The organism is Qipengyuania citrea, assembly GCF_009828015.1.
In the GTDB taxonomy this organism is placed as follows: domain Bacteria; phylum Pseudomonadota; class Alphaproteobacteria; order Sphingomonadales; family Sphingomonadaceae; genus Qipengyuania; species Qipengyuania citrea.
Map to the genome: position 1 here is coordinate 691,970 of NZ_WTYG01000001.1, position 13,092 is coordinate 705,061.

The 13,092-nt window shown below is 65.4% G+C and carries 13 protein-coding genes; 9 read left to right on the forward strand and 4 right to left on the reverse strand.

Annotated elements, in window-relative coordinates:
- Positions 1-4 precede the first annotated feature (4 nt).
- The 3 genes from GRI55_RS03140 to GRI55_RS03150 all read right to left on the reverse strand — a co-directional run bounded on the left by GRI55_RS03140 (position 5) and on the right by GRI55_RS03150 (position 4,667).
- Positions 5-748 (reverse strand): sulfite exporter TauE/SafE family protein, encoded by a 744-nt coding sequence (locus tag GRI55_RS03140; protein ID WP_160766167.1) that lies wholly within the window; start codon positions 746-748, stop codon positions 5-7.
- 14 nt (positions 749-762) lie between these two features.
- Positions 763-2,772 carry a threonine--tRNA ligase gene (gene thrS, locus GRI55_RS03145; RefSeq protein WP_160766168.1) on the reverse strand — a complete coding sequence of 670 codons (2,010 nt, stop codon included), beginning with the start codon at positions 2,770-2,772 and terminating at the stop codon, positions 763-765.
- 233 nt (positions 2,773-3,005) lie between these two features.
- Positions 3,006-4,667, reverse strand: coding sequence for an alkaline phosphatase D family protein (locus tag GRI55_RS03150; RefSeq protein WP_160766169.1), 1,662 nt, complete (start codon positions 4,665-4,667; stop codon positions 3,006-3,008).
- A gap of 149 nt (positions 4,668-4,816) precedes the next feature.
- Here GRI55_RS03150 and GRI55_RS03155 point away from each other — a divergent pair, with 149 nt between their 5' ends.
- Positions 4,817-5,785 carry an IS1595 family transposase gene (locus tag GRI55_RS03155; RefSeq protein ID WP_160766170.1) on the forward strand — a complete coding sequence of 323 codons (969 nt, stop codon included), beginning with the start codon at positions 4,817-4,819 and terminating at the stop codon, positions 5,783-5,785.
- Positions 5,786-6,470: 685 nt separating this feature from the next.
- Here the strand turns inward: GRI55_RS03155 and GRI55_RS03160 are convergent.
- Positions 6,471-7,214, reverse strand: a complete 744-nt coding sequence (locus GRI55_RS03160) for a hypothetical protein (RefSeq protein ID WP_160766171.1) — start codon at positions 7,212-7,214, stop codon at positions 6,471-6,473.
- Positions 7,215-7,292: 78 nt separating this feature from the next.
- Here GRI55_RS03160 and GRI55_RS03165 point away from each other — a divergent pair, with 78 nt between their 5' ends.
- From GRI55_RS03165 to GRI55_RS03200, 8 genes are all read left to right on the forward strand, one after another.
- Positions 7,293-7,472, forward strand: a complete 180-nt coding sequence (locus GRI55_RS03165) for a hypothetical protein (protein WP_160766172.1) — start codon at positions 7,293-7,295, stop codon at positions 7,470-7,472.
- Positions 7,469-8,047, forward strand: a complete 579-nt coding sequence (locus GRI55_RS03170) for a hypothetical protein (RefSeq protein ID WP_160766173.1) — start codon at positions 7,469-7,471, stop codon at positions 8,045-8,047. The genes GRI55_RS03165 and GRI55_RS03170 overlap by 4 nt, the downstream gene beginning before the upstream one ends.
- Positions 8,044-8,238, forward strand: a complete 195-nt coding sequence (locus tag GRI55_RS03175) for a helix-turn-helix transcriptional regulator (RefSeq protein WP_050601583.1) — start codon at positions 8,044-8,046, stop codon at positions 8,236-8,238. The genes GRI55_RS03170 and GRI55_RS03175 overlap by 4 nt, the downstream gene beginning before the upstream one ends.
- 71 nt (positions 8,239-8,309) lie before the next feature.
- On the forward strand, positions 8,310-9,404 hold the full coding sequence (locus GRI55_RS03180; protein ID WP_160766174.1) for a YjgN family protein: 1,095 nt from the start codon (positions 8,310-8,312) through the stop codon (positions 9,402-9,404).
- A complete protein-coding gene (locus tag GRI55_RS03185) occupies positions 9,379-10,494 on the forward strand; it encodes a M48 family metallopeptidase (protein ID WP_160766175.1) in 1,116 nt (371 codons plus the stop codon). The genes GRI55_RS03180 and GRI55_RS03185 overlap by 26 nt, the downstream gene beginning before the upstream one ends.
- 40 nt (positions 10,495-10,534) lie before the next feature.
- On the forward strand, positions 10,535-11,278 hold the full coding sequence (locus GRI55_RS03190) for an alpha/beta hydrolase (RefSeq protein WP_160766176.1): 744 nt from the start codon (positions 10,535-10,537) through the stop codon (positions 11,276-11,278).
- Positions 11,275-12,114, forward strand: a complete 840-nt coding sequence (locus GRI55_RS03195) for a tetratricopeptide repeat protein (RefSeq protein WP_160766177.1) — start codon at positions 11,275-11,277, stop codon at positions 12,112-12,114. Before GRI55_RS03190 ends, GRI55_RS03195 begins: the two co-directional genes overlap by 4 nt.
- Positions 12,111-13,088 carry an LLM class flavin-dependent oxidoreductase gene (locus GRI55_RS03200; protein ID WP_050601578.1) on the forward strand — a complete coding sequence of 326 codons (978 nt, stop codon included), beginning with the start codon at positions 12,111-12,113 and terminating at the stop codon, positions 13,086-13,088. The genes GRI55_RS03195 and GRI55_RS03200 overlap by 4 nt, the downstream gene beginning before the upstream one ends.
- Positions 13,089-13,092: the final 4 nt, after the last annotated feature.

Genomic DNA, 13,092 nt, shown 5'->3' on the forward strand with positions numbered 1-13,092 from the left:
TCGGCTAGAGCAGGCGCAGCAGCGCCGCGAGCGCGGCCCCGCCCAAAATCACGCCGACGACCCCGCGCCACAGCGCGTCCCCGATCTGCCCCGCAGCGCGATCCCCCAGCCAATTGCCCAGGAATACGGCGGGGAACAGCAACGCCGCCAGCAGCGGCAAGCGCCAGGCGAGGATTCCCAGTGCGGCGCCCGAAACCAGGCCCGCGCCTGCCGCAATGGTGAAAATCAGCATCATCGAGGCCTTGGCCGTCTCGCGCGGGATGGCCCGCCCGACATAATAGGGCACGACCGGCGGGCCGGGCATTCCGGCATAGCCCGTCATCAGCCCGCTGAGCACCCCCACCCCTCCGGTGGCCAGATGCCCCGGTTCGGTGCCCGCCCGGCGTGGCAGGAGAATGGCGAAGAAGGCGGACAGCGCAATCATCGCGATCAGGAAGCGCGCGAGGTCATCGCTCGTCGCAGCCAGCGCCAGTAGGCCGAGCGGGGTGACCAGCACTACGAGGAGGGATATCCGCCACGCCGAGCGCTCCGCCCCGCGCACCAGCCGCCGAACCTCGCTCAGCCCGATGAAGAGCGAGAGGAAATTGGCCAACAGCACCGCCTCCACCGGCGGCAATGCCAGCGCGAGGATCGGCACCAGCAGGATTGCCATGCCGAAACCGGTCAGGCCGCGCACGAAGGCCGAGCCGAAGGCCGCGGCAAGCGCCGCCGCCAATTGCCACGGCGCATAGGCCGCCAGCAGATCCATCGCTTGCAGTCCTTCTAGCGCAAGTCGGGCGGGGTGGCTTCGCTCCGCAGCATCGCGATCGCTTCGTCGAGGCTCATCACGCGCTGGTCCTTCTCGCCCAGCGTGCGAACGGCGACCGTGCCTTCCTCGGCTTCGCGATTGCCCACAACCAGCAGGTGCGGGACCTTGGCGAGGCTGTGTTCGCGCACCTTGTAGTTGATCTTCTCGTTGCGCAGGTCGCTCTCGACGCGGATGCCGGCGGCCTCGAGCTTGGCGACCGCCTCCTTCGCATAGTCGTCGGCGTCGGACACGATCGTCGCGACCACCGCCTGCACCGGGGCGAGCCAGACGGGCAGGCGCCCGGCGAAATGTTCGATCAGGATACCGATGAAGCGCTCGTAGCTACCAAAGATCGCACGGTGCAGCATGACCGGGCGGTGCTTGTCGCCATCCTCGCCGATATAGGTCGCATCGAGACGATCGGGCAGCACGCGGTCACCCTGGATCGTGCCGACCTGCCAGGTCCGGCCGATTGCATCGGTGAGGTGCCATTCGAGCTTGGGCGCATAGAAGGCGCCTTCGCCTTCCAGTTCTTCCCAGCCGAACTCCTCGCTCATCATGCCGGCTTCCTCGACCGCATCGCGCAGTTCCTGCTCGGCCTTGTCCCAGTCCGCATCCGAACCCAGACGCTTTTCAGGCCGCAGCGCGAGCTTGATCGCAAAGCTGAAGCCGAAGTCCTTGTAGACCTCTGCGGCGAGGCTGCAGAAGGCGCGCACTTCCTCGACGACCTGTTCCTCGGTGCAGAAGATATGCGCATCGTCCTGCGTGAACTGGCGCACGCGCATGAGGCCATGAAGCGCCCCATGCGGTTCGTTGCGGTGGCAGCAGCCCATCTCGCCCAGCCGGATCGGCAGGTCGCGATAGGAGGTGATGCCCTGCTTGAAGACCAGAACATGCGCGGGGCAGTTCATCGGCTTGATCGCCATCCAGTCGGCGTCCTTGGCGACACTGGGATGCGCACCCGCACCGCTGTCGTCGACCTCGGGCACCATGTCGGGCACCGCGAACATGTTCTCGGCATATTTGCCCCAGTGACCCGATTGCTCCCACTGGCGCACGTCCATCAGCTGCGGCGTCTTGATCTCGCGATAGCCGCCGCCATCCATCTTGCGGCGCATATAGGCTTCGAGCTCGCGCCAGATACGGTAGCCCTTGGGGTGCCAGAAGACACTGCCATGCGCCTCTTCCTGCAGGTGGAACAGGTCCATCTCGCGGCCCAGCTTGCGATGGTCGCGCTTGGCCGCTTCTTCCAGCCGCGTAAGATGCGCATTGAGCTGCTTCTTGTTGAGCCAGCCGGTGCCGTAGATCCGCGTGAGCTGCGCATTCTTCTGGTCGCCGCGCCAATAGGCACCTGCCACCCGCATCAGCTTGAACGCCTGCGGATCGAGCTTACCGGTACTCGGCAGGTGCGGCCCGCGGCACATGTCGAGCCAGTCCTCGCCCGACCAGTAGACCGTCAGTTCCTCGTCCTCGGGCAGTTCGCGCGCCCATTCGGCCTTGAAGGTCTCGCCCTCGGCTTCCCACTTCTCGATCAGCTGCTGGCGGCTCCAGACCTCGCGCCGCAGCGGCTTGTCGGCCTTGATGATCCGCCGCATCTCTTCCTCGATCGCGGGCAGGTCGTCCATGCTGAACGGGTCGCGGCTCTCGGGCGCTTTCACATCGTAATAGAAACCGTCGTCGGTCGCGGGACCGAAGGTGATCTGCGTGCCCGGCCAGAGCGCCTGCACCGCTTCGGCGAGCACATGCGCGAAATCGTGCCGTGCCAGTTCGAGCGCATCCTCTTCGTCGCGCGCGGTTACCAGCGCCAGCTCGGCATCGCCCTCGAAGGGGCGGTTGATGTCGCGCAATTCGCCATCGACGCGGGCCGCGATCGCCGCCTTGGCGAGGCCCGGCCCGATCGCTGCGGCGACGTCGGCCGGCGTCGAGCCCTGTTCCATTTCGCGCACCGATCCATCGGGCAGGCTGATCTTGAGCAGTTCCGTCATGTCATTCGTCGTCCGTTTGGTTGCGGCGCCCATGGCACAAGGGCGCGCGCGCTTGAAGCGGCGTTTGCGCAAAATCCTGTTTCGGGAGGAAACGCCATGCCACCCGAAACCGGGCGGCGGCGGCGCGGATCAAGCCGCGACCGACCGCCCCCGGTCACCCGGGGTGGTGGTAGTGGTCGTGGTGATGCGCGCGTCGGGCATGGCCGGCACATTAAGTGCGGGCCGCGGGTTTCTCAACCCATATCGAGCGCGCGACTTCCCGCCTGCGTCGAAACGCGGCGGGTATCGTTCACCCCGGCGCCCTTCTCGCGCACGCTGGAAACGAAGCGGAACTCGCTCGATGCGCTGGCCGGGGTGAGCTCCACCGCCATGTATCCGCGGCGCGATCCGTCCATCCACTTGAGCTGGCGATTGTGCGCAACCGTCTCGCGTTCGAGGACATCGACTGGGAGGTAGGAGGCGTAGCTTTCGAGTCCCGGGGAGGTCACCCCCTGCACACCGAATTCGACCCCGACCTTCTCCCCCGCATGATCGAGATCGAAAGCCCAGGCATTATGCGTATCGCCCGCCAGGCTGATGAGATTCGCATTGGCGTCGAGTGCGGCCTTGAACACCCGTTCGCGCGCGGCGGGATACCCGTCCCACGCGTCCATGTTGAGCGGCAATTCGGCGCGTCCGGCCATCGCTCCGGCGAGGATGCGCTGGCGGATATAGGCGGGCAGGTCTGCCGGCAGCCCTTCGGTCAAACGCGGTGCCGTGACCAGATTGCCCATCAGCACCTGCTGCACCAGCACCTGCCACGGCTTGCCTGCAGAAGCCGAGCGCTTGAGGCCATCGGCCAGCCAGGCCTGCTGCTTCATTCCGAGCAATTCGCGGCTGCCATCGCGGTAGTCGCCCTCGCGAAAGGCGACGAGCGCAGCCATCGCGGCTTCGGGACTGGTCTTGCCCGACAGGATCTGGCCGTAGGAAAACTGTTCGGCGCGGGCGGTCAGCCGCGTTTCAAGCCGGTAGAGCGTCGCGAGGTCGCCCACTTCATAGGCGGCCCAGGGCTCGTCCGACACGGGCATCCATTCGCGGTAGGCCTTCACTGCGGCGGCCTTGCGCGTCGACCATTCGCCCTCGGTCTCGCTCTGGTGGTTCTGCGCGCCGCCTTCCCACGAATCATTGGTGCTTTCGTGATCGTCCCAGCCGGCTATCATCGGGAACAGCTGGTGCAGCCGGCGCAGGTCCGGATCGCGGCGATAGGTCGCATAGCGCATGCGGTAATCGGCGAGGCTGACGATCTCGCGCGCCGGAAACAGCACGCGGCCCGATTGCGCCTCTTCGTTCGAGGGATAGGTGCCGGGACCGTATTCGTAGAAATAATCGCCAAGGTGCAGCGCGCAGTCGAAATCGCCATCGGCGGCGGCATGCGCATAGGCGTTGAACCAGCCGAACCCGATGTTCGAACAGGAGAACACCGCCATGCGGAACTTGTCGGTCTTGCCGACCGGCAGCGTCTTCGTGCGGCCGACGTCCGAATGCGATCCGTCGGGTGCAGTGAAGCGGTAATAGTACCAGCGGCCCGGCTCGAGCCCTTCGGCCCAAGCCTTGCAGCACCAGTCGTTCTCCGCGCGCGCAGTCACAGAGCCTCCGGCCGCGACGCGCGAAAATTCGAGCGTTTCGCTGACCTCGAATTCGAGCGCGGTGTCCTGCGCGCCCACGAAGCGGGTCCACAGCAGGACTCGCTCGGCCGCCGGTTCGCCGCTGGCGACGCCGTGGCTGAACCCTTGCCCGCCCGACTGCGCGGCGAGGGGAGCTCCTGCCACCCCCAGCCCGAGGATGCCGGTCTTGAGCAGCGTGCGGCGGTTAAGTGCGGATAGCGGGGCAGCGGCAGGCGGTTCGGTCGCGAACATTCGAATTCTCCTCTTCCGGCCCCCTGCCTGCGCCCGATGACGGTGTGGTGACAAGCCATTTTGCGAAGCGACAAGCACGCGCGACGGACTGGAAAGCAAGCTGGACATTGTATACTTGACAAAGCAGCCCTCCCAGCTAGGGTGTGGGCATGGAAAACATCTACGCCCCTCGCTTTCAGAACGAAGACTCAGCCCGCGAGCACCTTGAAGCGCTCCACTGGCCGAACGGTCCGGTCTGCCCTCATTGCGAGAGCGAAGATGCCAGGCGGCTTCCCCCGCAGCGTGGACGCAAGACCAAGGCCCATCCCGAGGGCGCGCTTCGCAAGGGTGTTGTCCAGTGCAACCGCTGCCGTAAGCAGTTCACGGTGACGGTCGGCACCGTATTCGAGTCCTCCAAGGTTCCGCTTCACAAGTGGCTGCTCGCCACACATCTGATCGTGTCCAGCAAGAAGGGCATTAGCGCCCACCAGCTTCATCGTATGATCGGTGTTACCTATAAGACCGCTTGGTTCATGGCCCACCGCATCCGCGAGGCAATGAAGCCTTCGGACAACGGCCCGATGGGCGGCGAAGGCCACGACATCGAGGCCGACGAAACCTATTACGGCAAGGACAAGACCGCGCCGAAGAGCCGCATGCCCCTGCGTAACATGAACCGCATCGTCTCGCTGATCGACCGCAAGACAGGCCGCGCTTCCTCTATCGTGTTCAACGGGTCATTCACTGCCGACGACATCGGCGGCTATCTCTTCACCCGCGTTGATCGCCAGAGCCGCCTCCTTACAGACGACAACAAGGCATATCGTCGCCCCGGCCAGGACTTCGCCAAGCACGTATGGGTGAACCATACGCAGGACGAATATGTCAGCGCCGCCGATCGCACGGCTCACACCAACACCATCGAAGGCTTCTTCGGCATCTTCAAGCGCGGTATGCGCGGGATCTACCAGCATTGCGGACAGCAGCACCTTGCGCGCTATCTTGCAGAGTTCGATTTTCGCTATTCCAACCGTGTCGGCCTTGGCATCAATGACGCGGAGCGCGCCGACATCGCCCTCAAGGGTATCAGCGGCAAGCGCCTTACTTATCGGCGGACTAACGGCCTCGCTGCCGCCTAAGCGAACACTGCCTCGCCACATTGGCGAGCGCCGCAAGCGCTGGACCCAACGCTAGTTCTCCCCATCGAATCCGGGAAAAGAACAAACCGGGGCTAGACTCTTGCCCAGACTCCCGGAATCCTACGCAGTTGATTGTCCTGAAAAGAGAAAACCCCGGCGCGCCAACGCCGGGGCTTTTCGGGGCAACTCCTGTCTATCCTTGTCCGGGGGCAGGAGCGGGCTAATCCCCGTCACAGTGTGGGGATACCAACACTGGGGGATTACCGTCAAGTCCGGTCGCGCATGGAGAAGGCTAAAAACCATGCAAGTCCAACGACCCAAACGCCCCGAGAGGGCACCATACTCCTCGGAAGTTTACGCCGAGGTTAAGCGCAGGATCGCAGCGGGCGAATATCAGCATGATATCGCTGCGGACCTAAACTGGAACCAAGGCCGCGTTTCCGAGGTCAACACGGGGAAACGCGGGGCTGACGCCAATCAGCCCTGCCTCCTTTAACCTACTGCGGGGCGGGCTTTCGGGTCCGCCCCGTTTTCTTTTTCAGTCCGCCGACGCTTCCCCAGCGGAGTAGTTGGCTCGTTCTTCTTCGGTGGCGTGCCAAGCATACGCTTTAGAACGTCATTCTCTTTGATATTAGCGGAGTCACCCATGCAGCTAATACTCCAAAACGGCTTTACTGGAGCCACCCTAAAGGTCGAACGGGCCTACAGCCACATCAACGAGCTCAATAGAACCGTTCGCCAGCTGAGCGGAATCCCAGCCAACGCTCTTACCATCACTAAACAGCCGGATGGTAGCGAAACCGCTCAGTTCACCTCGCTTGGTGAGGCCGGAAGATTGATGCCATTGATGATCGGAGACGCGATCCACAACCTTAGGTCCGCATTCGATCACCTCTGGCTTGCTCTGCACCGAACCACGTCCGACACGAGAAAACCCTCGTTCCCCTTCCACAAAACTCGGGAGAACCTCGTAGACGCCCTCACGAAGTCGCCTGTAAAGGCCGCCTTCCCCAACGTCGAGCGGCTTATCCTCAATAAGATAAAGCCCCACCGGGATGCCGGAGGAAACGAGGCGGTCTGGGCCATCACCCACTTTGACAATATCGACAAACACAACCTGATTATTCCCGTGGTTCAAGTTCACAAAGCCACCATCAGGATTGGCGGGATGCAGTTTACCAACTGCTCGTTTTCCGGGAATACCGTCGACTTCGCCTCCAATGCGCCACTCAAAATCGAGGATGATGGACACATCACCATCGAGATAGCTCTCCCAAAGGGAGATGTTCTTGGCGGACAACCTGTCCTGCCAACGCTTCTCAATATGGCCCAGGCCACAGGCAAAGCGGTGCAGCTTTTCAGAGAAGAGTTTCTCTGAGGTCGGCCTGTCACGCGGCCCTTGGGGTAAAGAATCACTGTGCTTTGTCAAGTATACGATGTCCAGCAAGCTTGACAATAGGCAGCGCTCGTGACAAATACGCTTTACATCACGGAAAGGACCATTGCCATGTCACCCAAGCCTGCCCTCTTGTTCGCCAGTGCGATCATCGCGATTGCCGTGCTGGCGATCTTCGACGTTATCCCTGAGCAATTCGCGCGGTTCAGCGTGATCCTCTTGCCCGCGCTGGCAGCCATCCATATCGCGCGCCGCGGCTCGTGCGGGTGCAGCGCGAAGATGCGCGCATGAGCGGTACCGGCAGGCCTTGGCTGCTCACGTCGCCGGGGCGCTGGGTCGCCCTCTATTTCCTTAGCGTCGTCATCATAGCGGCGCTGAAACTGAGCGGGGCGATCGAATCGCCGGTCGGATTCATTCTGCTGGCAGCGGCGACCTGCCTGCTCTTGCCACTGGCACGGCGCCGGCCCGACGGCTGCACCAGCCGCGCCATGGCCGATTACAACCGGCGGATCGTGTTCAGCAACCTGGGCTATGTTCTCGGGCTCGGCATCGCCGTGACGTTATGGAATCGCTACGAACTGTCGGACGCGCTCGTTTTCGCAATCGCGCTGCTCCCGACACTCCCGACTTTCGGCGTCATCTGGGCGATGGGGCGCTACCTCGCCGAGGAACAGGACGAATATCTGCGCCATCGCACGATCATGGCCGCCCTGGTCGCGCTCGGCCTGGTGCTCGCGCTGGGCATCTTCTGGGGCTTCCTCGAGATGTTCGAGCTGGTGCCGCATATCTGGGCCTGGTGGGTGCTGCCTGTCTGGGCGATCGGCCTGGGTCTCGCGCAATTGTGGCAGAAGGTGCGCGGCGCTTGAAGAACCGCCTCAAGGTGCTGCGCGCCGAACGCGACTGGAGCCAGCAGGACCTCGCCACCCGGCTCGAAGTGTCGCGCCAGAGCGTCAACGCCATCGAGACCGGCCGCTACGATCCGTCGTTGCCGCTCGCCTTCCGCATCGCCGATGTATTCGGTCTGACCATCGAGGAGATCTTCCTGCGCACCGAGTAGTCCCGCACCATGATTGACAGGATCATTCCGATCCTCGACCCGTGGCGGCGGGTTATTCAAGGGACACGAACTTGCTCGATGGGTCGCACCATGCCTACAGCGCGGACAGCGCTTTTACATTCGAAGGCAACTGGCAGGATTTCGCGCGGATCGCGCTGCCCAACCTCCTGCTGACGATCGTCACGCTGGGCATCTACCGGTTCTGGGCCACCGCGCGCGAGCGGCGCTATCTGTGGTCGCGCACGAGGTTCGTCGACGAGCATCTCGAATGGGCGGGCACCGGGATGGAGCTGTTTGCCGGTTTCGTCATCGTGCTGGTGCTGTTCGGCGTGCCCTATTTCGGAGTGAGCTTCGTTTCGCAGGCGCTGATCGCCCGCGGCTACGAGGCGCTGGGATCGGCGCTCGGCGTGGCGGCGCTGCTTTCGATCTTCTATCTCGGCGGAGTCGCGCGGTTCCGCGCCCTGCGCTATCGCCTGTCGCGCACGCGCTGGCGGGGCATCCGCGGGGGCAGCGACAGCAAGGGCTTCGCGTTCGGCCTGTCCTACATGTGGAAGACCGCGGTCGGCTGGCTGCCGCTCGGACTGCTGCTACCCTGGTCGATGACCAGCCTGTGGAACGAACGCTGGAGCAAGATGAGCTTCGGCCCCTTCGCCTTCCGCAGCGATGGCGAGGCGGGCGGGGTGTTCGCCCGTTTCCTGCTGTTTTACCTCGCTCCCTTCGTGCTGTTCGTCGGCGGGGTGATCATGGCCGGCATGGGCATGCTTGCCGGCTATGGCATCGGCGGCGAAAACGGAGTGGCACTGGGCGGCCTCGTCGGACTGATCGGCCTGGTGCTGTTCTTTTATCTCGGCCTCGGCCTGATCGCCGTGGCATTCTATGCCAAGTTCTACCGTGAAATGGTCGGCGCGACACGCTGGCGCGACCTGCGTTTCAGTTTCGAGGCCTCGACGCTCGACTGGGTCAAGCTGCTGCTGGGCGATGCGCTGCTGGTGGTCTTCACCCTCGGCATCGGGCTGGTCTTCCTGTCGTACCGCCACTGGAAGTTCTTCATGACCCATCTCGAAGCGAGCGGCGAGATTCTGCTCGACGAATTGACCCAGTCGCGGACCCGGACCGCCGGGCATGGCGAAGGCCTGCTCGATGCGTTCGACATGGGCGCGATCTGAGCCGATGGATACCAGCTTCCAGCTTGCCGCCGAATGGTACGACGGACGCAGCGCCCTGCGCCACGCGGGCGAGTTGCACTGGGACGGGCACGCCGGGCTGGTGCTGCATGCCCCGACGGCGCACGCCGAATTCGCGGTCGACGACCTGCAATTCGCCGATACGCGGCCCAGGCAAATAATCTATCGCCGCAAGAGCCAGCCCGATTTCCGGCTGATCCTGCCGGCGGACATGCCGCCCGGCCTGGCGGCCCGGCTGCCGCGGCCAAGCACTTACGGCCGCTGGATCGACCGGCTCGGGCTGGGCCGGGCAGCGGCGATCTTCGCCGTGACAAGCGCGGCGGCGGTGGCGCTGTTCCTGACTGCACCCGCCTGGCTCGGCCCGCGTATCCCGGCCGGCTGGGAACGCCAGATCGGCGACGCGTTGATCGGCGATTTCGGCGGACGGATCTGCCATACGCCCGCAGGCGACGCCGCGCTCGCCAAGCTGCTGGCCAAGGTCGACCCGGCCGACAACGCGCAAGACAAGGTGCGCGCTGGCATCGCCAACATGGACATGGCCAATGCCGTTGCCCTGCCCGGCGGCCAGGTCCTGCTGTTCGACGGGCTGGTCCAGCAGGCCGAGAGCCCCGAGGAGCTGGCGGGCGTGCTGGGGCACGAGGTCGGCCATGTCCGCGAACGCCACGTGATGACCGCGCTGCTGCGCCAGTTCGGCATGTCGATCCTGCTGGCCGGGGCCGATTCGGGCGTCACCAACGGGGTCTTCGGCCTGGCCGCCATGGGTTATTCGCGCGACGCCGAACGCGAGGCCGACGAATATGCCCGCGCAAGGATGGCCGAAAGCGCGATCTCGCCGCTGGGCGCGGCCGATTTCTTCGCCCGCATGGCCGACGAACGCAGCGACAGCGAGGATGGCCCCGCCGTGCTCGGCTGGCTCGCCAGCCATCCCTCGGCCGGCGAACGCGCGCAGGCCTATCGCGCCGCTGCCCGCACGGCCCCGGCCTATCCCCCGGTCCTGTCCGATGCCGAGTTCGCGGCGCTGAAATCGATGTGCGCCGACGATCCGGATGTCGCGGAATTCGACTTTTTCTGACCCTTGCAATCGCGCCCTGCGACGTGAACAGCATGCGCGCATGAGCGACATTCAGTTCCACGCCATGCCCGACGGGCGGCGCATCGCCTATCGCTTCGCCCCCGGCAGCGGCCCCGCACTGGTGTTCCTGCCCGGCTACATGTCCGACATGGCCGGCAGCAAGGCGACCGCGCTGTTCGACTGGGCGCAGCAGGGCGGGCGCGCCTGCCTGCTGCTCGACTATTCGGGCTGCGGCGAGAGCGATGGCGATTTCGCCGATGGCACCTTGTCGCGCTGGCGCGAGGAAGTGCTGGCGCTGGTCGAGGCTCACATCACCGGCCGCGTGCTGGTCATCGGGTCGTCGATGGGCGGCTGGCTGATGCTGGCGGTCGGCGCAGCGCTCGGGCCGCGCCTTGCCGGCATAGTCGGTATCGCTGCCGCGCCCGACTTTACCGACTGGGGCCGCGGCGCAGATGAAAAGGCGCGATTGCGGGCGGGCGAGACGCTGTACGACGACAATCCCTACGGGCCCGAACCCACCCCGATGCATGCCGGTTTCTTCGCCGACGGCCAGGCCCAGTTGCTGCTCGGCGGCGAAATCCCCATCGAAGCGCCGGTGCGGCTGATCCATGGCCAGCGCGATGCGGACGTGCCCTGGGACATCAGCCTGCAGCTTGCCGAACGGCTGCGTTCGGACGATGTACAGGTGGCGCTGGTAAAGGATGGCGACCACCGCTTGTCGCGCGGACAGGACATCGCCCTGCTGCTGCGCACGGTGGCTACGCTTTCGAAAGGTCCTGCATGATTGCCTCCGCCCTCGCCCTGCTGCTGATGCAGGTCGGCCCCGACCCCACCCAGGGCAGTTTTCCCGGCATCCCCGAAGAATTGCGCGACCGGCCCCAGCGCGAGAGCGTGGCTGCGCCGCCGGCTACCTTGCCGTCATCCGGTGGCAAGCTGGCCGAATGCGTTACCCTGGCGACGGAGGACGCTTCCGCAGCCAGCGATATGGCGCAGACCTGGCGTGAAACCGCCGCCAACCAGCTCGAGCTGGCCCAATCGGCGCATTGCCTTGGCTTGGCCCTGGTCCGGCTGGACGATTTCGACGGCGCCCAGCGCGCCTTCGACCTGGCCACCGACGAAGTGCCCGACGGCGCCCCGGCCTATCGGGCGCGGCTGGCCGCGATGTCGGGCAATGCCGCGATGGCGCAGGGCAAGCCCGCGATCGCCGAGATCGCCTTCGCGCGTGCCAGCCGCTTCGCTGCCGCGTCCGCCGATGCGCCGCTTACCGCCAGCATCGCAGTCGACCGCGCGCGCGCACTGGTGGCGCTGGACCGCCGCGAGGAAGCCGCTGCGGAACTGGCGCAGGCGCGGGCGAGCGATCCCGCCAATGGCCGCGCATGGCTGCTCTCGGCCACGCTCTCGCGCCGGCTGGACCGGCTGGGCGAGGCGCGTGAACAGATCGCACAGGCTGCATTGCTGGCACCGCAGGATCCCGCCGTGGGCCTCGAAGCGGGCGTGATCGCCGCGCTTTCGGGGCGCGAGGACGATGCGCGCAGGAGTTTCGAATCGGTGCTGCAGGTCGCGCCGCAAAGCCCCGAAGCGACCCGCGCCCGCAGCTATCTGGAGCAACTCGCCACATGACCGATTTTTCCGTTCTCGATCTCGTCCCCGTCCGCGAAGGCGGCTCGGTCGGCGATGCCCTTGCCGCCGCGACCGCGCTCGCCCGCACGGCCCAAGACGCGGGCTGCAAGCGGTTCTGGGTTGCCGAACACCATGCAATGAAGGGCATTGCCGGGGGAGCGACTTCGGTCGTGCTTGCGCATATCGGCAATGCGACCTCCACGATCCGCATCGGATCGGGCGGGATCATGCTGCCCAACCACTCGCCGTTCCAGATCGCCGAGCAATTCGGCACGCTGGATGCGCTGTTCCCCGGCCGGATCGACCTGGGGCTGGGCCGCGCGCCGGGGGCCGGCCCCGAACTGCAGCGCGCGCTGCGCAAGGACCTTCACCGGGCGGCGGAAATGTTCCCGCAGGACGTGGCCGAACTGATCGCGCTGATGGCAGGCGAAACCGCCGTCCAGCCCACTCCCGGCGTCGGTGCGAAGCCGCAGTTCTGGATGCTCGGGTCGAGCCTGTTCGGGGCGCAGCTCGCCGCCAAGCTCGGGCTGCCCTACGCCTTCGCCAGCCATTTCGCGCCCGATCACCTCGACACCGCGCTCGAGCTGTACCGCCGCGATTTCCAGCCCTCCGAAGCCTGCGAAAAACCGCATGTCATGGTCGCGATGAACCTGTTCGTCGCCGACACCGAAGACGAGGCTGAATATCTCGCCACCTCGCAATTGCAGGCCTTCGTCGCCTTGCGCACGGGCACGCCGGGCAAGCTGCCCCCGCCCGTGCGCGGCTATCGCGCCAGCCTGCCTCCGCAGGCGCAGGCCATGCTCGCGCATATCGGCCAGGCCAGCGCAACGGGTACGCCGCAGCAGGCTGCCGAGGCCGTCCGCGCGTTCATTGCGCGGACAGGCGCCGACGAAGTCCTCTTCGGGGGGAGCATGTACGATCCCGAAGCGCGCTGCCGCTCGCTGCGACTGGCGATGGAGGCGCTTGCGGCTTGAGCGT